A 22,694-nucleotide genomic window follows, 5' to 3' on the forward strand; every position below is an offset into this window, starting at 1 on the left:
CTGCATGCGCAGCGCTTTGCCACCTGAGGCCGCCGCCGGCGGCGCTTGACCGCGAGCCGTCCATGCCCTTGCCCGCCGATTCCGCCGCGCCCCATCCGCGTTCTGCCCAGCCTCATACCCCCGCGTCGCCCGATCCGTTCGCCGAATGGCCCGCGCATACGGACGAGCCGCTGCTGACCGTCGCCGAGCTGCGCGACATCGAACACCACGCCGCCGCCGCGCTGCCGCCACACACGCTGATGGGCCGTGCGGGCGCGGCCGCCGCGCAATGGCTCGCCGCGCGGCTCGTCAGCGATCCGCGTCCGGTCTGGTTCGCCGCCGGCCCCGGCAACAACGGCGGCGACGCGCTCGTCGCGGCAACCGAGCTGCATCGGCTCGGCTTCGCGGCCGACGTGTGGATGCCCGTCGGCGTGAAGCCCGACGACGCCCGCTGGGCGCTCGATCGCGCGCGCGCGGCCGGTGTGCCGATCGACACCGAGCCGCCCGCCTCGTTCGACGGCTACGGCTGGCTCGTCGACGGCCTGTTCGGCATCGGCCTCGCGCGGCCGCTCGACGGCGCGTTCGCGGCGCTCGCGGTGCGGCTGTCGGCGCGCGCGCGGCACACCGGCCGCGTGCTCGCGCTCGACGTGCCGAGCGGGCTGGACAGCGACACCGGCCTGCGCGTCGGCGCGGGCCCGGCGGTCGCGGCCACCCACACGCTGTCGTTCATCGCGGCCAAGCCCGGCCTCTACACCGGCGAAGGGCGCGACCTCGCGGGCGAGATTCACGTCGCCGCGCTCGGCCTCGACGAATGCGCCACGCCCGAGATCCGGCTCAACGCGCCCGATCTGTTCGGCGCGCACCTGCCCGAGCGCGCGTTCGCGTCGCACAAGGGCACCTACGGCAGCGTCGCGATCGTCGGCGGCGACACCGGCATGTGCGGCGCGCCGATTCTCGCCGCGCGCGCGGCGCTCTTCGCGGGCGCGGGCAAGGTGCATGTCGGCTTCGTCGGCGCGGGCGCGCCGCCCTACGATGCACCGCACCCGGAGCTGATGCTGCGCCCGGCCGGCACGCTGCCCACGGCCGGCCTCACCGCGCTCGTGATCGGCTGCGGGCTCGGCGCGAGCGAGGCCGCCGCGCACGCGCTCGCGGCGGCGCTGCCGCTCGATGTGCCGAAACTGATCGACGCCGACGCGCTAAACCTGATCGCCGCGACCCCCGCGCTCGCCGAGACGCTCGCCGCGCGCGGCCGCGCCGGCGACCCCGCGATCCTCACGCCGCATCCGCTGGAAGCCGCGCGCCTGCTCGGCACCGACGCGGCCGGCATCCAGCGCGGGCGCGTCGCGGCCGCGCGCGCACTGAGCGCGCGCTTTTGCGCCGTCGTCGCGCTGAAAGGCTCAGGCACCGTGATTGCGTCGCCCGACGGCCGCGTCGCGATCAATCCGACCGGCAATGCCGCGCTCGCCACGGGCGGCACGGGCGACGTGCTGGGCGGTCTGGTCGGCGCGCTGCTCGCGCAACGCATGCCGCGCTTCGAGGCCGCGCTCGCGGGCGTCTATCTGCACGGGCTCGCCGCCGAGCGCCTGTGCGCGGCAGGCGCGGGACCGGCCGGCCTCACCGCGGGCGAACTCGCACCGGCCGTGCGTATGCTGCTCAACCGACTCTTTTACGTGCGCGCCGGCACGCCAGGCCAAGCGCCGCTATACTGAGCGTCCCGCCGCGCGGCGCGCTCGCTTCGAGCCGTCATGCCACGCGCCGCCGGCGGGCTCCTCGTCCGCCCGCGTGCCTCGTGCCGGCAGCGGGCGCGGCCTTCCCGATTCACGCTGCCTCGCCTTAATCGCCATGACGCTGAATTCGCTCCCCGTTTGGCCCGCGCTGCAAGCGCACTATGAAGACATCCGCGACGCGCATCTGCGCGACTGGTTCGCGCCCGCCGCCGATCCCGCGCCGACGCGCGCCGAACGCTTCACGTTCGAAGGCGGCGGCCTCGCCGCCGATTTCTCGAAAAACCGCATCACCGATGCAACACTCGCGCTGCTCGTCCAGTTGGCTCGCGAAGCCGGCGTCGAAGCTCGCCGCGACGCGATGTTCGCGGGCGGGATCGTCAACCCCACCGAAGGCCGCGCGGCGCTGCATACCGCGCTGCGCGCGAGTTCGCCCGACGCGCCGTTCCATGCGCAAATCGCCGCCGAGCGCGCGAAGATGGCGCGCTTTGCCGATGCGGTGCGCAGCGGCGCATGGACCGGCTACACCGGCAAACGCATCCGCCACGTCGTAAACATCGGCATCGGCGGCTCGGATCTCGGGCCGAAGATGGTCGTCCATGCGCTCCATCACGTCGCGACGCCCGACATCGCGACGCACTTCGTGTCGAACGTCGACGGCGCCGATCTCGCGCGCGTGCTCGAGCAGATCGATCCGCAGGAAACGCTCGCGATCATCGTGTCGAAAACCTTTACGACGCTCGAGACGATGACGAACGCGCGCTCGCTGCGCGACTGGTTCGTCGCGAAGGGCTGCCCGGAAAGCGCGCTTGCGAAGCACTTCGTCGGCGTGTCGGCGAATCCGGCCGAAGTCGTCAAATTCGGCATCGCCGAAGCGAACGTGTTCGAGATGTGGGACTGGGTCGGCGGCCGCTATTCGCTGTGGTCGGCGGTCGGGCTGTCGATCATGATCGCGGTCGGCCCCGAGCGCTTCGACGAACTGCTCGCCGGCGCGCACGACATGGACGAGCATTTCCGCCACGCGCCGCTCGAGCGCAACCTGCCGGCGCTGCTTGGCCTGATCGGCATCTGGTATCGGAACTTCTTCGGCGCGCAGAGCTATCTGGTCGCGCCGTATTCGGAGGCGCTGCACTATCTGCCGTCGTATCTGCAACAGCTCGAGATGGAGAGCAACGGCAAGTCCGCTCGCATCGACGGCGCGTTCGTCGATTACCCGACGTCCGCCGTCACGTGGGGCGAGCCCGGCACGAACGGCCAGCATGCGTTCTTCCAGATGCTGCATCAGGGCCCGACGCTCGTGCCGATCGATTTCATCGCGGTGCTCACGCCCGAGCATGCGCTCGCGAGCCATCATCCGAAGCTGCTCGCGAACTGCTTCGCGCAAAGCGAGGCGCTGATGCTCGGCCGCACGCTCGAGGAAGCGCGCAAGATCGCCGGGCCGGACCATCCCGAACTCGCGCCGCACCTGAGCTTCCCCGGCAACCGCCCGACCACGACGATTCTCGTCGACGCGCTGACGCCGCGCTCGCTCGGCGCGCTGATCGCACTGTACGAGCACAAGGTGCTCGTACAAGCCGCGGTGTGGAACATCAATCCGTTCGATCAGTGGGGCGTCGAGCTGGGCAAGATCCTCGGCAAGGTCGTCGAGGCCGATCTGTCGGCCGCGCAAGCCGATCCGGCCAAGCACGACTCGTCGACGTCGGCGCTGATCGCCCGGGCGCGCCAGGCGCTATCGCGTTGAGTTAAGTTGAGTCGATCGGCCGCGCGCAGGGCCATCGGGTCGCCCGGCTGTGCGCGGGCGGCAGGCGGCGGCCCGGCGCGCCGCGACGAAAAGCGTCGGCCGGGCGCCCGCGCACCGAACGCGCGCGACCGCTGCTCGCACGGCCGGCCCCGCACACACCGCGAGCGCCGCCCGATCGACGCAGCCGCGCCCGAATCAGCCCGCCATGTGCCGCTCGCGGCTCGCATCGCCATGCAGGCGGCCCGCTTCGAGCACGACCGTCGTTTTGCAACGGCGCGCGAGTTCGGGATCGTGCGTGACGAGCACGAGCGTCGCGCCGTGCGCGCGGTTCAGTTCGAACATCAAATCGATCACCGCATGCCCGGTCGCCGCATCGAGACTGCCCGTCGGCTCGTCGGCAAAAAGCAGCGCCGGACGCGTGACGAACGCTCGGGCAAGCGCGACGCGCTGCTGCTCGCCGCCCGACAACAGCTTCGGATAGTGCCCGGTGCGCGCGCCGAGCCCCACCTGTTCGAGCAGCGCGCGCGAACGCTGCACCGCGTCGCGCGTGCCGACGCCGCCTTGCAGTTCAAGCGGCAGCATCACGTTTTCGAGCGCCGTCAGATGCGGCATGAGCTGGAACGATTGAAAAACGAAGCCGACCGCACCATTTCGGAGCGCCGCGCGCGCATCCTCGTCCAACTGACTCAGATCCTGGCCGAACAGGCGAACCGTGCCGTTCGTCGCACTGTCCAATCCGGCGAGCAAGCCGAGCAACGTCGATTTTCCCGACCCGGACGCGCCGACGATCGCGACGCTCTCGCCCGCGCGCACCACCAGGTCGATGCGCTCGAGAATCGTCAGCTCGCCCGTGGCATCCGCGACACGCTTGCATACATCCCGCACTTCGATAATCGGATCGGTAATCTTGAGCATGAAACGCACTTTCTCCTGGAGAACCGGCGCCGCGCTCGTGGCCGCCGCCACGCTCGCCGGCGCCGCCGATGCGGCCACGCCGGCCGCGGCGCCCGCCGGCATACAGCCCGACAAGCCGACAATCGTCGTGCTCGGCGACAGTCTGTCGGCCGAGTACGGTCTGCCGCGCGACACCGGCTGGGTGGCGCTGATGCGCGCGCGTCTTGCCGCGGAGCGCATCGATTATAGCGTCGCGAATGCCAGCATCAGCGGCGACACGACGAGCGGCGGCCGCGCGCGGTTGCCGGCGCTGCTGACGCGGCTCAAGCCGTCGGTCGTGGTCGTCGAGCTGGGCGCGAACGACGCGCTGCGCGGCGTGCCGCTCGACGCGACCGAGCGCAATCTGCGCGAGATCGTCGCGCAGGCGAAACAGGCGCACGCGCGGGTGTTGCTCGTCGGAATGTACGTGCCCGCCAATTACGGCCCCGACTATACGCAGCGGTTCCACGGCGTCTATACGGCGCTCGCGAAAGAACTGCGTGTGCCGCTCGTGCCGTTCCTGCTTGCGGGCCTGGAAAACAAGCCCGAGATGTTCCAGTCCGACCAAATCCATCCGACTCAGGCCGCGCAGCGTCAGTTGCTCGACAACGTGTGGCCGACGCTCAAGCCGCTGCTGCGCACGGCATCGCACTGACCCGCGCAAGCCGAAAAAAAACAGCCCCGCGCAATGGCGGGGCTGCTGCCTGCTGTCGATGTTGCCGCTGCCGCGTATCAGCCAATCAAAAGCACGGCCGTTCCGATCATTCGGACTTATCCTGAGAAGCCGCATCGGCGATCGAGCCATAGAGTTTCACGCTCGAACGCGCGCGCAGCGCGGCAAGGTACGCCTGCGTCTCGCCTTGCGCATAAACTTGCGCGAGCTGCTGCTGGGCGGCCGCAAGACGCTGATTGTCGGCCGGCGGCGCGTCGGCGACCGCATTCACGCGGAAGATGGCATAGCCGTCGTTGCCAAGATCGACGCCGACATACGCGGGCAGCGCCTTCGGATCGGCCTTGTAGATCGCGCTCACCGCCGCGGGCGGCAATCCGTTCGACTGAGTACGCGAGATCTTGACGGCGGCCGCGAAACCCGCCGTCGCTTTCGATTTGCGCAACTCCGCAAGCTTGGCCTCGCCATCCTGCTTCGCGAGCTTCGCGGCCTCCTCGGCCACCACTTTCGCTCGCACCTGGTCCTTGATCGCGGCGAGCGCCGGCACGGTCGACGGCTGGTGGCTCGTCACGCGCGCGGCAATCAGCGTGTTGCCGCCGACGTCGATCGCCTGCGTGTTATTGCCGTTTTTCACCGAATCGGCCGCGAACACGGCCGCGAGGAACTTCGGATTGTTGAGCGGGCTGTCGGGCGGCAGCGCCGGATTCGGCTGCGGCGACACCGTCGCGGTCTGAATCGACAGCTTGTACTTGTCGGCGGCCGGCTGCAGGCTCTTCGCCTTTTCATAGACCGTCGACGAGAAACCTTCCGCATTGTCGGCGAACGCCTTTGCCGCGAACTGCTGCTTCAGATCCGCGACGATCGAATCCTTCACGTCCGCGAGCGGCTTCACGACAGCCGGCTTCACGTCCGTCGCTTTCAGGATGTGAAAGCCGTAATCGCCTTGCACGACGCCGCTGATCTCGTCTTTCTTCAGCGCGAACGCGGCGTCGTCGAACGAGGTGCCACCCGCGGTGGAGCCGCGCGTGATGAAGCCGAGGTCGCCGCCCTTCGCCGCCGACGGCGCGTCCTGCGAGCTCTTCTCGGCAATCTGCGCGAACTGCTCGGGATGCGCCTTCACTTCGGCGAGCAGTTGCTCCGCCTTCGCTTTCGCCGCGGCCTTGTCGGCCGCGCTCGCATCCTTCGCCGCGGCGACGAAGATGTGGCTCACGCGCACCTGCGCATCGGTGCGATAGCGCGCGATGTTGTCGTCGTAATACTTCTTGATGTCGGCGTCGCTCGGCTGCGCCACCGCAGCGGCAGCCGACGGCGAATAGACGAGATATTGGATCGCCGCCGCCTCGCGCGTGGCGAAGGCTTGCTTATGTGCGTCGTAATAGGCGGTAATCTGCGCGTCGGTCGGTTGAACCTTCGATGCATAGTCCGCCGCCTTCAACATCAGCGGCTGCACTTCCCGCTGCTGTTCGGCAAGACTGGTCAGCCGCTGCGCGACGCTCTTCGGCGTAAACGCGCTCGAAATCAGGCTTTGCGGAATTTGCTGCATCGCGAGGTTGTACCGCACGCGCTCCTGGTATTGATCGGGCGTCATGCCCTGCATCGCGAGCAACTGCGTGTAGCGCTCGGCGTCGATCGAGCCGTCCGGCTTCTTCAGCGAGCCGATCACCGGGTCGCTCAACAACGCGTTGCGCACCGCACCATCCGACGCCGTCAGATGCAGGCGCTGCGTCTCGTCGGCCAGCGCGCGCTGCTGGATCAGCCCGTCGAGCAGTTGCTGGCGGCGCTCGGGCGTATCGAACATCTTCGCATCGAACCGCGCGCCGAGCACCTGACGCGCCTGATCGATCTGCTGGCGCAACATGCCGTCGAACTCGGCGCGCGCGATCTTGTGTCCGTTGACGGACGCGACGTTCGAACTATCGTCGAAGAACCCACGGAAACCCTGAATGCCGACGATTCCCAGCCCCGGCAACACGATCAGGAGCAGCAGGAACATCATCAAGCGCTGGTGATTGCGGAAAAAATCGAGCATGCGTGACGGCGTGATTTGGACAAAACGCCCGATATTACAACAATGGGCTGAAAAAAAGGCGATCCGGGGCTCGTCCGGCGAAACGCCCGCATGCCCGTGTCCGGCCCGTGGCGACGGCAAGCGCGCGGCCGGCATGCGTCACATCGGCGGCACGACTCGCGTTCCGGCCACGTGCTCGCCGCCGATCCTTTCGTCGAATGCGCGATATGCACGCCTATGTGTGCGCACCATGGCATTGTTTGCGTCATCGATGGAGGCGGGCATAATTCGCGCCACATCAAAACAAGGCCTGAGTTTCAGTTTCCAATCGGTCCGTTCTCTTGCTCCCGCTCGATCGGGGAACATGCGATTCGGCATTCGGTTACACGGGTTGAATTATGACCAATTCGGCCAAAACAAATAATGCGGAAAACACACAACCCCAACCTTTCAATTCAACCCCTCAACGAACCAATTATCAATCATAAAAATTATTCAAAAAAATATCCCATTTATATTCACACAAGAAATTTACCAACACCAAAAATTAAAAGACAATAAAATCCCCTTCAAACTTAATTTATCGCCATGCCAATTTTTTCAATTCTGACAACGTATAATCAAAAACTTTATTGCCTTGACCTCAGCAGTAAAACAGGAGGTGCTCTCGCAGCCCCAGTGGCCGACGTCAACAATCTTGCGGATATTTTCAAATGGGAAGTTTATCCCAGTCCGCAAGTAGGCATAAGGGCCACGCTTTTCAATACTGGATACCGGCTCTACTTGGCTTACGGCCCTAGCAATGAATTGAGTGTTGCCGGTACGTCATCAGCCGCAACATTATTCTTACTCGCTGGAACAAACACCCCCACCAATTACCAGATCGCCACTGCAAGCGAAAGCCCACCCAGAAAATTAATCATCAACACTTCCGTTTCAACTTCCGGATCTTTAAATATAATCTTGTCATCCGAAAACGATACGACCAATTGGAATTTCCACGGATATTGAACCCGGCATTGCATCGAAACTCACCGCCCAACCCGTTTCCCCCAATCAATCACGATCGCTTGCGAAGATGCGCTTACCGAACAGCGGAATCCTCATAGTCGCGGATTCCGCTATCCATTGGCGCGATGCCGCGTGCCCGGCGAGCAGAAGCGTGCGCGCTGATCGCTGGCGACGAATGCCCACCGCTATCCCTATCCCGCGCTCCCCGGCCTCAGATCACAGCACGGCCTCTTTCGTGACAATCTTGCGCGGAATCACCTTGAGCTCATAGAACGTATCGGCGATGCGCTGCTGCTCGTCGAGCACGGCGGCGTCGATCGGCCGGTATTGATGCGCGTAATGCGCGAGGCCCGCGCGGATGGTCGCGGCATCGAGCCCCTGCAGCGGCGCCAGCCGTTCGGCGGCAGCGGCGAGATTCTGCGTCACCCACTGCCCTTCGTTGCCGAGTTCGTCCAGCGTCAGCGCGATGACATCCTTGCGCTTCTGCGCGAATTCGCGTTGGCTGACGAAGAATTGGTGGTGGCTGGCCACGCCCTGCGCATCCGCAACGAGGCGCGCGCCGCTTTGCGTCTGGACTGCTGACAGAAACGGGTCCCAGATCGCCCATGCATCGATCGCGCCGCGTTCGAGTGCCGCGCGGGCGTCGGCGGGCGCGAGAAAAACCGGCTGGATATCGCCGTAATCGAGGCCGTTCTTGCGCAGCAGCGCGATGACGAACCAATGCACGTCCGAGCCGCGATTGAAACCGATCTTCGCCCCTTTGAGTTCGGCGACGCGCCGGATCGGCGATTGCCGTGCGACGACGATACCTTCGGCATGCGGCGTCGGCACTTCATACGCCGTATAGACGAAATCCGCCCCCGCGGCCTGCGCGAACACCGGCGGCGCCTCGCCGACATAGCCGAAATCGATCGCCCCGACGTTGAGTCCCTCGAGCAATTGCGGGCCGGCCGGAAATTCGGCCCACGTCACCTTGACGCCAAGCGGCGCCAGCCGCTTTTCGAGGGTGCCCTTCGCCTTCAACAGCACCAGTGTGCTCGCGGCTTTTTGATAACCGATGCGAAATTGGCCGCTGTCGAATTTCGCCCAAGCCGGCGTTGCAATACCGGCCAGCGCCGCAGTCGTTGTAACGAGGAAAGCTCTGCGGTCTCGCGAGGTCGAGCGATTCATGATCGGATGTCCGTGATGTGTGTCGATGATCCGCGGCGGCCCCGGCGACCACGGCCAAACGCACGCTCGCACGTAACCGGCCGCGATCGGCCAACGCCCGCGCCGTTTCGAAAAAACACGTCGAAAAAACCCGCGCAAACAGCGGCCCGATCGCAACGCGTGCACGCCCTCCGGCGCGCGCACACGCGGCAGCCCGCATCGGCCGTCCGTCATGCCGGCGCGCGCGCCGCCGGCAAACCACGCGCAGCGTAGCCACGCGCCTATCGCGCACAGTGGATGCCGGCGTCATGCGAGCCCGCGCGGCACTGCATCGGCGATCTCGACTCGCTTCGGCAGCAGTTTCAACTCGAGAAATGTATCGGCTATACGCTGCTGATCGGCAAGCGCGTCGCGGGAGATCGGCGCGATGCCGTAACGCAAGCGCCCGAGCGCCACGTCGACAACTTCGCGCGGCAAGTTCCAGAGCCGCGCATACTCGCGAGCCGCCTGCGCGCGATTCGATTCGGTCCATTTATCGAGCGCGCTGAGTTCCGCCAATACCGCGCGCAGCACGTCGCCGTTCCGTTCCGCGTAGGCACGCGACGTGAAATAGAACGCACGGTTGCTCACCACGCCCGTTCCGTCGGCGACGATGCGCGCGTTCACCGTCTTCTGGGCGACGGCGAGAAACGGATCCCAGATCGCCCACGCATCGACCGACCGACGCTCGAATGCCGCACGCGCATCCGAGGGCGGCAGCCAGACCGGCGTGACGTCGCGATAGTCGATGCCGGCGGCCGCGAGCAATTTGACGATCAGAAAATGCGCGCTGGACCCTTTCACGAGCGCGATGCGCTTGCCCTTCAAGCTCGCCACCGACCGAATCGGCGAATCGTTCGGCACGACGAGCGCCTCGCTCGCCGGGCGCTTCGCGGTTTGCCCGTAATAGACGAACGGCGCGCCCGCTGCTTGCGCGAAGATCGGCGGCGCCTCGCCGACGTCGCCAAAATCGATTGCTCCGACGTTGAGCGCCTCGAGCTGCGGCGGCCCGGACGGAAACTCCGTCCATTCGACACGGATGCCGGATGCGCCGAGCCGCTTTTCCAGCGTGCCGCGCGCCTTCAACAGACTCAACGGACCCTTCTGATAACCGATGCGCAGCGTGTGCGCGCGCGCAATACGCGCGCCTTGCGCACGAACGCCGGGCGCAGCCGCCGACCATGCCAGCGCCATGCTTGCGCCGATGAAGCCGCGGCGGCTCGTCCGTGGGGAACGCGTCATGAATTCTCTCTCGTCGATGAACGGGCGCGCGATGCGCATCTAAAACCCGACGCCGATACTAAGGGAGATCGCGCGGCGACCCAACCAATTCATTTCGAATTGCTTATCTATCGGTTGGCGCGCGTTGCACTCGATCGGGCTCAACCAACAGCAGAGCGATCCAATGCGCGCATCGAATCCGTGGATCGCGCGATGGGCACGGAATTCAGCCGGCCCGCTGCACAACATGCGGCAGCAATGCGCGCAGCCAGCACGCGACGGCAACCGCCCCGCCATCGGGCGAGCCGACGGCGCGCTCGCCCAGATAGCTGGCCCGTCCGGCTCGCGGCGTCATGCTTGCGGTTTCCTGCGCCCCCTGCTGCGCGGCGTCGACTGCCGCCGCCCAAGCGTCGGCGGCGCTCTTGCCTGCCGACAGTTCGCGATCGAACGCGTCGACGGCGGGCACGAGCGCATCGAGCATGGTGCGGTCCCCCGGCTTCGCGCCGCCCAAATCGCCGATTGCTTCGACACCCCGCCTGAACGCGCTTGCCCAATCGCGCGCGCTCGGCTCGGACACGCCGGCAAGCTGCCGGGCGGCCCGCAACAGCGCCGTCGCATAAAACGGCCCGGAACTGCCCGCGATCGCGCGGCGCAACGCCGCGCCCAGCGCGGCAAGCACGGTGGCCGGCGCGCCATAAGCCTCGAGCGGCAATTCGAGTATCGCGTTTGCCGCCCGCCGCATGCTGGCGCCCAGGTCGCCGTCGCCGGCCAGGGAATCGAGTTCGGTCAATCTTGGCTCGTTGTCGATCAGCGTTCCGGCAACCGCATGCAACGCAGGGCAAAGCCGGTCGGCCCATGCGCGACCATCGGCCGTCAACGGCGGCAGCGCGCCGCCAGCGCCCGTCGTGGCGGGGGCGATCCGGATATTCCGGTTCACCGCGCCGCCGCCCGGCCATGCGCGCGCTTGCGTCGAAGCATCCAGCCCTTCGAGCATGCCGTCATGCAGCTTGAGCACGGAGACCGAGCAGCCGGGCATGTCGAGCGCCGACAAGAAGGTGCCGGCCCACGCACGCTCGACGGTCACGCCGCGCCGGCTCAGGCTGTCGTAAGCGGCGCGCAGCACGATGCTCAACTCCATGTCCGGCGTCGCGCCGAGGCCGTTTACCAACAACGCCACCCGGTCGCCGCCGCCAATCGACTGATCTTCCGCGATGTTCGCAACGAGCGTGTCGGCCAATGCGTCCGCCGGCATCGGCGACACACGCTTCACCCCTTTCTCGCCGTGAATACCCAATCCAAGTTCAATTTCATGATCGGCCAGGCTGAAGCCGGATTGCTCGACGCCGGGCATCGTGCAGCCGTCGAGCGCCACGCCCATCGTGCCGAGATTGGATGCCGCTTCGTTTGCGATGGCAGCCACGTCGGCGAGCGCCAGCCCGCGCTCGGCCGCCGCGCCGGCCAGCTTGTGCACGAGCACGGTTCCGGCGATACCGCGGCGCCGTTCGCGCGGCGTGATGCCGCGCAGCGATACATCGTCCGAGACAATCACGACCTCGACCGGAATGCCTTCGGCACGCGCCAGTTCAGCCGCCAGGCCGAAATTGAGGCGATCTCCGGTGTAGTTCTTCACAACCAGCACCGCGCCGTTCGGCCCCGACGTCGCTCGAATCGCGGCCAGAACCGCGTCGGTGGACGGCGACGTGAAGACCTCGCCGCAAACGGCCGCGCTCAACATGCCCGCGCCCACATAACCGCCGTGCGCCGGCTCGTGACCGCTGCCGCCTCCGGAGATGATCGCGACCGGACGCTGTGCCGGCTGCGGCAAATCCCGTCGAATCAGGACATTCTCGTCGCCGAGAATGGCGACATGCGGCGTCTGCCGCGCGATTCCCTCCAGCATTTCGCGCACGACGTCGGCTGGACGATTGATGAGCTTTTTCATCGCAACGATTCCCGGACAATGAGTGAAGGCGGCGCTTCGCGTGGGCATGGCGCGCGCAACCCATCGGTGCTGCGCGCGCCGCATCCCCGCTTCGGCCGCAGGATCGATTCGTTGCCCGGATTGTGCCATCACGGGCAAGGCGCCGGTAGTGCGCCGCCCCGCCGCCCGCTTACCGGCGGCGACAGGCTGCCGCCGGCCGAGCGCGATGTCTGCGCCGCCCTCGGCGCGACATCGCATTTTCAGGCGCCATCGTCGCGCGGATTCGTGACATCCCCTTATTCGGCAAGCGCCCATCGCCCCGGCTTCGTTCGGAGCGGCTCAATTGACCGCACGCAGCAGCGACGTCACATAGTCCGCATCAGGATCCGAAACCGGCGATTGAATGACCGCATGCGGGTACCCGAACGCGGCGACGAGCGTATCGGCATAACGAACGAGCCGTTCGCACAAACGATCTATCGACACGCCGATCGACCGGTATTCCTGGTCGCTCAGCAACGCTTCGCTCATTAGCCAAGCCGCATGACGATCGGTTTGGTCGAGGATGAACAATGCACTCAGATCCCGAAGGATCGTGCGCCCTTCTACATCGTCGACGGTTTCGGCCATCGAGATCGCCGTTTGCATCGCCATGCACAAGCCATGAGCTTGTGCGGCATCCCGTGCAATAGGCAAAAGCGGATTCCAGATGTCCAGCAGATCGAAACCCTCGGCTGTTCGAGCCGCCACGTCTTCGGTTAACTGGCGAGTCAACCGGTATTCGCGCGTTCGCAGCCGGTTGAACGCACTCGCCGCATTTTCCGGCAGCGGCACATCGACGGGGACAGGCGGCGCGTCGGGAAGCGGGGTCGATACCAACGTGCGCGCCATATCGAGGAGAATCAGGAAATTGTTTCCGCCCGCATCGTTAAAGGCGTGCGCCAAGCCCTCATATTCAATATACCGGTTGACCGTGAGCTGGCCCGCCACGCCACAGTGCAACCGGCATTCGGCGATCACTTCCTCCGTGGCCCAGGTGGTCAACGCCTTGACCAGCGACAATCTCTTATTGGTCGCGCTCCATGGCGCCCACACGATGTGTTGCGTTTCCTCGTCTTTCGGCGCGGCGCGGCGATGCAGCGTGTCGCCCCATTGCCGAGCCGCATCCTTCGCAAAGCAGGTGGTGACATACGACGTCGCCAACGCGCGGAATACGGCCCGGCGCTGACTGTAGTAGCTCAGCAGCGGAACTTCCGCCGCGATACGCGCCGCGCTCGAACGGCGCATCGAATACGACAACGTCTGCGCGGCGCTCGCGCGGGCAACGGCGCACAACGCTGAGCCGCTCATCGCCCATATATTATCCGGCGCGATGAGCGAGCGGACCATTCGTGCATTGGCGCTATCCAGCGGATCGTGGAACCGGCCGGCGGCGTCGATCGTCGCGCCGTCGGACAACCACGCTTCGAACGGCACCCTGACGTTGTCGAAGCCCGCGAAACCATAATCCAGCGGCAGATAGGCGATTTCGGCCGGAGAAGATAAACGGACGCCCGGACGCGGCCCATGGCGGTCGCTGATATCCAGAACGAACGCAAAGACGCCGCAGTCCTTTTCATCGACGAAAAGACGCGCGCATACGATTCCGATCTTATCCAGATTGTTGATGCCGACGTTGGTGAACTTCAGCGCTCCGTCATCGGGAGTATGGAGCACGAACTCCCGAGCCTGCGCATCGTAGCGCGCTTCGACACGCACCGCGATCTGGCTGTTGCTATTGCCGATTTCGGTGATCATGTATGCGCCGGCTTTCGTCCCTTGCGCCAGCTCAAGCGCATACTTCCGAGCGTAAACATTATCCTTGCCCAACTCCACCAACGTTCCAATGCAAAGTGCATATTGAATTAGAAACAGAAAGCAAACGGAAGGATCATTCACCGCCGCCCACTCCGCGACGCCCAATAACAGGGACGGGTCCGAGAGATCGCCGGCGCCCCGTGGCAGCTTGCCAGCCAGGCCGAGCATCCGCTCGTATGTCGAATAATGCTGCGCGCGTGCGCTCCATCCAACCCGGTGTCGGCATCGTTGATCCATCATGAGGCCGGCCAGCATATCGTGCATCGCCGGCTGAATCGGGCTGGAGAGAATCCGGCGAATCCTGGCCGCCGGCGCCGCTGCGTCATGGTTGTCCAGCTTCATACCTTCATCTTCGAATTTCACGTTGCGATGCGCGTTTTCCGAAAAATGCATGATTTTCCTCGAATGAATAGAAATTCGCGTACTCGGAATAATCGATTTGATGCAGCGCCTCATTACCCTAATGCATTTCGAAATCGATGATGCTCTCCATGGGATGTCTCGAAGGTGGAGCGATTGCTTCGATGCAGGCCCGTGGCGATACGTCTTTCCGATCGCGCTTGCACAGCCCTCCGGCACGGCTCGCGCCATGGGAAAGAAAAACGTAAATTCATCGTAATTTCGAATTGTTTATCGATTCAATCATTTTTCTACTTTTTATTGGAATGCCGGCCGGCTTGAAACGCGGTTCCGACCGATTGAATGAAAGGCGCTGCAAGCGTCAATGCAAAAATTTTCCCGGCTGCGTCGCTCGACGCGTTTCGCTCAGGCAGCGGCGACGTATTCGGCAATGCTCAGGTAGCGATAGTCGTCCAGTTGATCAGGAGCCGGGAAATTTTGCGGATAGACCCGACCGTATACCGCATCGCGCGGCTGGAGCCCTGCCAGGCAGGCTGTCAGCATGAATTCGTGAAATGGCATCAAGTACTGGCGCGACACGAAGTGCATTCCCCACGTAAAAATGGAAGGCAACTGGGCGATGCGCGTCGAATGCGCTTGCGCGGCCCGCCAGTCGGCCGGCTCACTCGCCGCCCAAGGGCAATGCGCTTCGGCAATCAGAAAACCGTGCCCTACATACGGCTTCCAGCGCGCAAAGAAATCAAGCAGATCGGCAGCCGCGACATAACCTGGAACAAACCCATCGGCATCGCTGTATCCAACGCGAAATGCCGCCTTTAAATCGGCATGCGCAATGGGTTCCGGCGCCTGCATGGAAACCGTCAACCGGCCTGGAAAATATCGGTCGACGACGCAGCGCAGTTGTGCGCGGTCGACACTGCGCAGGTGACGCACGAGAATCTCGTCCGCCGTATCGCGGCATCGCGTGCACAACCGCCGGTTGTGCACCAGGAACATGAACGTATGGAGCAGATCGCCCAGTTGCGCCGGACGAAAACCACCATCGGCGTTTTTCACGGTCAGGCCGCTTGCCGCGATCGTATCGTTATAGCGCTCGGGCTGCGACACATCCGCTGCGACGACCAGCACCTGCACGCCGGGCACGCCAGCGAGCGCCGCCAGCGTGTCGGCGGCGCGACGGCGGGCCGATTCGTTATAGTCCGCGCCGACGACGAGCAGTGGATAATCGGCAAGCATTCGACCGCGTCGCGTCGAGTGCACGACATACTCGGCAAGCTGCCTGAGTGCGTTGCCATCGCCACATCCGATGTCGGCAATGCCTGACGGCTGCTGTTCCAGCGGGGTTTCGTCGAAGAGCCGGTGAACGATCTTCGTCGCGGCCTCCTGCAACGCAGCCCCTGAGCTGATCCCTTTCATTGCGTACACATTCATCACGCGATCGATATGGCCATCGCGCTCGATATCGAGCGGATCGGGATCGCCGAACAACAAATCGTTCAGCATCGCATATGAACGCAGATACGATGCGGCCAACCCCGCATACGAAGCAGCAATGGGACGGTGCATCCTGCCGAGCGCATTCAACCGCACGTATTCGCGGTCAGTATCGATATCGACCATTCCGGCGTAGTGCAACAATCGCCACGCGGCGTCCAGCACGGTGCGATTCGCGTGCGGCCAACCGTCACGCATCGAAACCCAGTCGGACGAAGCGTCGAATGCTTCGAAAATGCCGTCCATCACTTTGCTCGATTGTCCGTCATGTGTTTCGAACACCGGCATGTCGAGCGCGACCCAAGTCGGCCCCAGCAGAAAGCCGTCGAGCGCGCCACGAAGCCGCTCGTCGACACGCTGCCCGAGCGCATCCGCTATAGGCGGCAACGGCCAACCGGCGATGCACTGGTCAACCAACGCGACATAAGCAGCACTGTCGTCGCGATTGACACGCGTGCCGTGACAAAGCGCGTGCAGATGCTGCAGCATCGCCGTTGCGTCCGCGGCGCGCCGGAACAGGACGTCGGCCGCGGCCACGCATGCGGCCGCGGACGATCCTTCCGGCGTCAGCGCATAATGGGCATCCGTGTCCGCGCCGTCGATGACGACCCAGCCGGCCAGCGCGAGCAAATGGAACGCTCCCCACAATAAGCCGAGGTTGCGGCTCGGATCTGTTTTGCGCGTCTGCGCAAACGCACGTATCGAGCGCCGCGCCCCCACGTCGAGTCCGGCAAACGCCCCCGCTGCCGCCAGCCGCGCCAGCGTCGGTATGAGCGTAATGCCGTTCGCCCATCCAGCACTTCGTGCGTAGGCCATCACACGTTGCGCATCGTCGCCGCTGATGCGCAGCGTTGCATGCCGCTCACCCGTGTATGTGATTGCGACCGATTCGCCGGCTCCGCGCAATTCAACGCTCAATTGCGCATCTTTAGGTACGCCGATCAATCGGCGAGCCTCGTCGGTATATAAAAAATTTTTTTCGACCTGTTCTGCCAATTCATCCGCGGAATGAAAAATTGCAAAAATAGATCTCATATAACCCCCTTATTTAATTAATCATGACTCGGGATCGCGGAAGCAGGTCAATTGATGCTAGCTAAAAAATTGAAATCTACAAAATAAAATAGCCGACACAGTTTTCACACAAAAGGGATCAAAGTAGTGTTTTTTGATTTTATTTTTAAAATTAATTTCATTAAACAAACCAATACCTTCAAATAAAAACACTGGTCAATTCTATTTAAAAAAGAGTTTTTTGAAATAACGGCATTCATATGCAACGGTCCGCGGCCTCGGCTCGACATGGCCGTGCGGATTGCCCGGCCCGCGACAATCGATTCTCTACCGGCGCATCACCCGGCCGGCACGCCGATTGAAGTGGCCCCAAGAGGCGGCGCTAAGCGCCGCTGGACGCATACCGGCACCCGGGCAGCCCCGGTTCCAGCCGGATATCGCGGGCTTGGCCCGAGTGGCACGGTGCGTGCGGCCGGCTTGCGGGCCAACCATTCGAGCGAACCGAAAAAGAATATGGCGCGACAGTCCGGTTCACGTCGCACGCGCGATGTTGCCGCCGTCTACGGCATGCGCATGAACGGGACTGAAAGGCATGATTGAAATGACCGACGCGGCATCGCGGCCTATCGGTCATTTTGCCGTGTCGGCCATTTCGCTCGCGGCGCGGCGGCCCGGCGAAGCGAACGGACGAATCGGCACTGTCGGCGCCGGGCGCATCATCCGCGGCCGAATTGGCGCGCGCAAGCCGCACCCGTGCGCTTTATCGCGCGGCCAGCTTCGCCTCGTCCGCGGCGTGCGCGTCCGCCAATTGCGCATCGAGCCGCCGGCTCAAAGCCGCAACCGTCGGCGCGGCAAACAGGTCGCGAATCGTCAGCTCGACGCCAAAAAGCTGGCGCAGCTTGTTGATCGCACGCATCGCGAGCAATGAATCGCCACCGAGTTCGAAGAAGCTTTCGTCGACGCCGAGTGCTTGCGCGTCGAGCAACTCGGCGAACAGCGCGCACACCTGCTGCTCGAGCGGGCCGCCGGGCTGGCGTCGGCTCGCTCCCACGACGACGGGTGCAGGCAGCGCGGCACGGTCCAGCTTACCGTTCGGCGTCAAGGGCATCGCATCGAGCGCGACAATCGCGGCAGGCACCATGTGCTCCGGCATCTCGGCGGCCACGAAACCGCGCAGCGCCGCCGGATCGACCGTCTCGCCGCCGCGTGGCACCACATATGCGATCAGGCGGCCGTCGCCTGCCTCGTCATGCCGCACGAGCACTTCCGCCTGCGCGACCGACGCATGCCGCATCAGCCGCGCAACGATCTCGCCCGGCTCGATCCGAAATCCGCGCACCTTCACTTGATTGTCGGCGCGGCCGATGAAATCCAGCGCGCCGTCGGGCCGCCACCTCGCCACGTCGCCGGTACGATACATGCGCGAGCCTGGCTCCCCGAACGGATCGGCGACGAAACGCTGCGCGCTCAGCGACGCACGCGACAAATAACTGCGCGCCAAGCCCGCCCCGGCAACGTACAGCTCGCCCGGCACGCCCGCCGGCACGGGGCGCAACGCCGCGTCGAGCACATACACGCGCAAGTCCGGTATCGGCCGCCCGATCAGGCTGCTGGCCGGCATGGCCGCCACCGCGCGGTTCAACGCCAGATAGCTGACGTGCACGGTCGTCTCGGTAATGCCGTACATATTGACCAGGCGCGGCGCGGTTTCCGAATGGCGCGCATACCAGCCCGCGAGGCAGCGCGCATCGAGCGCCTCGCCGCCGAGCACGACATACCGCAACGCGAGCCGCGCGCTCAGATCCGGACGTGCTTCGTCAGCCTGCATCAACTGCTGGAACGCGGACGGCGTTTGATTGAGCACGGTCACACGCTCGTCGGCCAGCAGCGCCAGAAACTCCACGGGCGAGCGGCTGACCTCATAAGGCACGACGACGAGCCGGCAGCCGTTGAGCAGCGCGCCCCAGCACTCCCAGACGGAAAAATCGAAAGCGAACGAATGAAACAACGTCCACGCATCCGCCGCGCCGACGTCGAACCACGCGCGCGTGTTGTCCAACAAGCGTATGACATTGCGATGCGTAATCACCACGCCCTTGGGCTGACCGGTCGAGCCAGACGTGTAGATCACGTAAGCGGCATTTTCCTGATGCAGCGGCGGACTCGGCACGGGATCGCAAGCGGGCGCGGCCTGCAATGCCGATTGCAGTGCAGGATCGTCGAGCAGCATCGCCGGCGTTCGCGCCGGCAATTGCGCCGCGTGGGCGTGCGTGGTCAGCGTCAGCGTCGGGCGGGCATCGGCGAGCATGAATGCCAGCCGCGAGGCCGGATAAGCGGGATCGAGCGGGACGTATGCGCCACCCGCCTTCAGTATCGCGAGCATGCAGACGATCAGTTCGGCCGAGCGCGCCATGTGCAACCCGACCAACGCTTCCGGCCCGACGCCCGAGCCGATCAGCAGATGCGCCAGCCGATTCGCGCGCGCGTTCAACTCGGCATAGCTGATCCGCCGGCCGCCGTCCACCAGCGCGATCGCGGCCGGGCTCGCGGCGGCTTGCGCCGCGAAGCGCTCGACGATGGTATCGGCGGATGAAATCGGGCCCGGCGCATCCCGCGCGCCGGTCAGCATGTGGCGCTCCGCCGGCGTCAGCAGCGGCGCCTCGGCGACGGGGCGCTGCGCAGCCGTCACGAGCGCGCTGCCCAGCCGCAGGAAGCGCCCGCGATGCGCGGCCAGATCGCCGCTTGTGTACAACGATTCGTTCGCATCGAATGCGATGCGAATGGGCCGGCCCGCGCCGCCGTCATACACGGTGATCGAAAAATCGTCGACAGGCCCGTTCGACAAATTGTGCGTCTGCGCAAGCTGCTCGCCGAACCGAAGCGCGGGCTCGAACGCCATCAGGTTCACGTTCTGCGCATGCAGGCGCTCGCCCGGCGCAAACTGCTGCGCATCGCGCAGCATCGCCTCGCCGCGATAGCGCTGGTGCCGCAGCGATGCGCGCATCTCGGCGGCGCATTGCGCGTAAAGCGCGGCGAAGCTCGTCGCCGCGTCGCACGTGAAGCGCAACGGCAACACGTTCGCCACCATGCCCGGCGTGTTGCGCAACAGGCGGCTCTGGCGCGCGGTGACGGGCAAGCCGAGCACGACGTCGCGCTGGCCCGTCATTCGATGCAGATAAGCGGCCATCAGCGCGACCAGCAACGGCGGCATGCCCTGCGCGCTGTCGCGCGCCATCGCGCGCATCCGGTCGCTCGTCGCGGCGTCGAACTCGTCCCATTGCCGGTGGAACCCGCCTGCCGGCGCGAACTGCCCCGGCAATGCCACCGGCGACAGGCTCTGCGGCTGCGGCCGCTCGATCAATCGCGCGCGCCAATAAGCCTGATCAGCGGCGAACGCGTCCGAGTCCCGATAAGCGCGGTCATCGTCGATCAAGTCGTCCAGCGTGCCGAACCACGCCACGGCGGCGGCCCCGCGCTGCACGCACGCGCTGTAGATCTGCGCCGTGCGCCGCACGAGCAATGTCATGCCATAGGCGTCCGTGACGATATGGTGCGCACACAGATACCAGAAGAAGCGCTGCGCGCCGATCCGCAACAGCGCGCTATTGCACAAGGGGCCCGTTGCATGGTCCGGCGGCGTGCGCATGTCGCGCATCATCCACGCGAGCGCCGCGTCGGGTGGAGACGCGTCGCCGCTCACGTCGACGAACGGCATGTCGAATTGCCGTGGGCGGCCCGGCATTTGCCACGTATCGTCGCCATCGGCCGAAAACGTCACGCGCAGGCTGTCCGCTTCATTCATGGCCTGACTGAACGCTTGCTGCAACAGGCCGTGATCGACCGGGCCGCCGATGTCGGCATAGCCCGCCGTGTTGTAGACGCATGTGTCCGGGCGAAGCTGCTCGGCCAGCCAGATTTCCCGCTGCGCGGGCAGCAACGCGCGAAACGATGGGTGTCGCATGTTCATGGCGAAATCGATGTCCTGTGTCGAGGGAAAGCGGGCGCGCCGCGCATGCCCGCAAGCCGGTGAAGCGCCGCGCTCATGCGCCATTCACGGCGATACCGCGCGGCCGCAGATCGGTCCATCGCGCCTCGATGTAATCGAGGCAGGCTTGGCGCGTATCGTCGCCGAACGCCTTGTGCCAACCCTGGGGTATCGGCAGTTCAGCCGGCCAAAGCGAATGCTGCCCAGCGCCGTTGATCAGCACCTGAAACACACCGTCGGGATCGTCGAGTAAAGAGGTCATGCGCAAATCCTCCAAGCATCAGTCAACAAGAAGTGAATCATTCGCGCACTGCCCGCGCATGGCCGCGCATCGCGCGCCAGACCACCCGCATGGCGAGCGCGTAAAGCAACGCGGCAAAAATGAACGGCACGCCAGGAAAGAACAGCACCGCGCCGGGGCGAGTGAAGTAATCGAACAGCTTGCCGCCCAGCAGCGGTGCAATCGACGACGCCAGCCCAGTCAGGCATACCAGCGCGCCCTGGTACTCCCCCTGACGCTGCGCGCCGGCATGCACCGAAATCAGGCTGCGCACGCTCGGATCGCTGATCAGCGACAGCGAATGCAAAACCAGCGCCACGACGATCAGCGCGACGGAATCGGCCTGGCTGTAGACGCCGTAAGCCAGCACGAACAAGCCGAAGCCGAGCAATGCGGTGCGGTGCTCGCCCAATCGAACCACCAGGCGCGGCAGCAGCAGCGTCTGCGTCAACGTGATGCCGAGCCCGAGGCCCGCCAGCGCGAAGCCGTTCTCACGCGGCCCCCAGCCCAGGCGCGTTGCGTTGGCGAGCACGAAGCACGACAGATAGATTCCATACGCGATCATCCCGAAGCACACCGCGGCGAGCAGGCCGCGGAACACGCGATCGCGCCGCACGAGACGCAGGCTGCCGACCAGGCTCGCACGCGCCCACGAGAACGGCACGCGCCGTTGTGCCGGCAGGCTTTCGCGTAGAAAGAACGCCGCGCTGACGAAATTCAGCAACGCGACCGCCCCGGCTGCGATGAACGGCACGCGCGGCCCCAGCGCGCCCAGCAGCCCGCCGAAGGCCGGCCCGGCGATCAGGCCGAGCCCGAGCACGCTGCTCGCGAGCGCGAAACGGCGTGAGCGCAGCGCGGGCGGCGTCACGTCGGCCAGGTACGCGGTGGCCACGGCGGCGCTCGACGCCGTGACGCCGGCAAGCACGTGGCCCGCGAGCAGCCAGCCGTAGCCGCGCGCGGTCGCGCCGATCGCATAGCTCGCCGCGCAGCCGCCGAGCGCGACCAGCAGAACCGGACGGCGGCCCCACGAATCGCTGACCGAGCCGACCAGCGGCCCGAATACGAATTGCATGAAGTAGAAGCACGCGATCAGGCTTCCGAGCATCACCGGCACCTGCGCCGGCCGCGCGCCGACGGCCGCGAGCAGATCCGGCAACACCGGAATCGCGACGCCGAGCCCGACGGCGTCGACGGCCAGCGTGGCGAGAATGATCCACACGTCCCGCGAAATGCCGGGGCGGGCGGGCGCCGTTGCGGCCGCGTCCACGCAGGCGGCGCCGATCGTCTGTTCGCGGCTATCCATGACCG

General features: G+C 65.2%; 14 protein-coding genes. 4 read left to right on the top strand and 10 right to left on the bottom strand.

The window, feature by feature from the left end:
* The first annotated feature begins 62 nt into the window (after positions 1-62).
* Both BSIN_RS02080 and pgi read left to right on the top strand, forming a co-directional pair.
* Entirely contained in the window at positions 63-1,688 is a 1,626-nt protein-coding gene (locus tag BSIN_RS02080; RefSeq protein WP_089339416.1) for an NAD(P)H-hydrate dehydratase, read from the top strand.
* Positions 1,689-1,821: 133 nt separating this feature from the next.
* A complete protein-coding gene (gene pgi, locus BSIN_RS02085; protein WP_069234251.1) occupies positions 1,822-3,444 on the top strand; it encodes a glucose-6-phosphate isomerase in 1,623 nt (540 codons plus the stop codon).
* A 195-nt stretch (positions 3,445-3,639) separates the two neighbouring features.
* Here pgi and BSIN_RS02090 read toward each other — a convergent pair whose 3' ends face one another.
* Positions 3,640-4,359: an ABC transporter ATP-binding protein gene (locus BSIN_RS02090; RefSeq protein ID WP_059513369.1), complete on the bottom strand. Its 720-nt coding sequence runs from the start codon at positions 4,357-4,359 to the stop codon at positions 3,640-3,642.
* Here BSIN_RS02090 and BSIN_RS02095 point away from each other — a divergent pair.
* Complete coding sequence (locus tag BSIN_RS02095) at positions 4,358-5,032, top strand: arylesterase (protein ID WP_089339366.1); 675 nt, start codon at positions 4,358-4,360, stop codon at positions 5,030-5,032. The genes BSIN_RS02090 and BSIN_RS02095 overlap by 2 nt on opposite strands.
* 106 nt (positions 5,033-5,138) lie before the next feature.
* On the opposite strand, the gene BSIN_RS02100 is transcribed toward BSIN_RS02095, so the two are convergent.
* Positions 5,139-7,076: a SurA N-terminal domain-containing protein gene (locus tag BSIN_RS02100; RefSeq protein ID WP_089339367.1), complete on the bottom strand. Its 1,938-nt coding sequence runs from the start codon at positions 7,074-7,076 to the stop codon at positions 5,139-5,141.
* 567 nt (positions 7,077-7,643) lie between these two features.
* Here BSIN_RS02100 and BSIN_RS26155 point away from each other — a divergent pair.
* Positions 7,644-8,066, top strand: a complete 423-nt coding sequence (locus tag BSIN_RS26155; protein WP_143757281.1) for a hypothetical protein — start codon at positions 7,644-7,646, stop codon at positions 8,064-8,066.
* A gap of 216 nt (positions 8,067-8,282) precedes the next feature.
* On the opposite strand, the gene BSIN_RS02105 is transcribed toward BSIN_RS26155, so the two are convergent.
* The 8 genes from BSIN_RS02105 to BSIN_RS02140 form a co-directional block, all read right to left on the bottom strand.
* On the bottom strand, positions 8,283-9,236 hold the full coding sequence (locus tag BSIN_RS02105) for a sulfonate ABC transporter substrate-binding protein (protein WP_089339417.1): 954 nt from the start codon (positions 9,234-9,236) through the stop codon (positions 8,283-8,285).
* Positions 9,237-9,521: 285 nt separating this feature from the next.
* On the bottom strand, positions 9,522-10,496 hold the full coding sequence (locus BSIN_RS02110) for a sulfonate ABC transporter substrate-binding protein (RefSeq protein WP_089339418.1): 975 nt from the start codon (positions 10,494-10,496) through the stop codon (positions 9,522-9,524).
* Between the two features lie 205 nt (positions 10,497-10,701).
* Positions 10,702-12,417, bottom strand: a complete 1,716-nt coding sequence (locus tag BSIN_RS02115; RefSeq protein WP_089339419.1) for a dihydroxyacetone kinase family protein — start codon at positions 12,415-12,417, stop codon at positions 10,702-10,704.
* Between the two features lie 318 nt (positions 12,418-12,735).
* On the bottom strand, positions 12,736-14,646 hold the full coding sequence (locus BSIN_RS02120; RefSeq protein WP_159935873.1) for an acyl-CoA dehydrogenase family protein: 1,911 nt from the start codon (positions 14,644-14,646) through the stop codon (positions 12,736-12,738).
* Positions 14,647-15,018: 372 nt separating this feature from the next.
* Positions 15,019-17,142 carry a class I SAM-dependent methyltransferase gene (locus tag BSIN_RS02125; protein ID WP_089339369.1) on the bottom strand — a complete coding sequence of 708 codons (2,124 nt, stop codon included), beginning with the start codon at positions 17,140-17,142 and terminating at the stop codon, positions 15,019-15,021.
* Between the two features lie 739 nt (positions 17,143-17,881).
* Positions 17,882-21,088 carry a non-ribosomal peptide synthetase gene (locus tag BSIN_RS02130; protein ID WP_089339370.1) on the bottom strand — a complete coding sequence of 1,069 codons (3,207 nt, stop codon included), beginning with the start codon at positions 21,086-21,088 and terminating at the stop codon, positions 17,882-17,884.
* Positions 21,089-21,161: 73 nt separating this feature from the next.
* Positions 21,162-21,368, bottom strand: coding sequence for an MbtH family protein (locus tag BSIN_RS02135; protein ID WP_059573319.1), 207 nt, complete (start codon positions 21,366-21,368; stop codon positions 21,162-21,164).
* 37 nt (positions 21,369-21,405) lie between these two features.
* A complete protein-coding gene (locus BSIN_RS02140) occupies positions 21,406-22,689 on the bottom strand; it encodes an MFS transporter (protein WP_089339421.1) in 1,284 nt (427 codons plus the stop codon).
* Between the last annotated feature and the right edge of the window lie 5 nt (positions 22,690-22,694).

This window comes from Burkholderia singularis, from assembly GCF_900176645.1.
GTDB classification, from domain to species: Bacteria; Pseudomonadota; Gammaproteobacteria; order Burkholderiales; family Burkholderiaceae; genus Burkholderia; species Burkholderia singularis.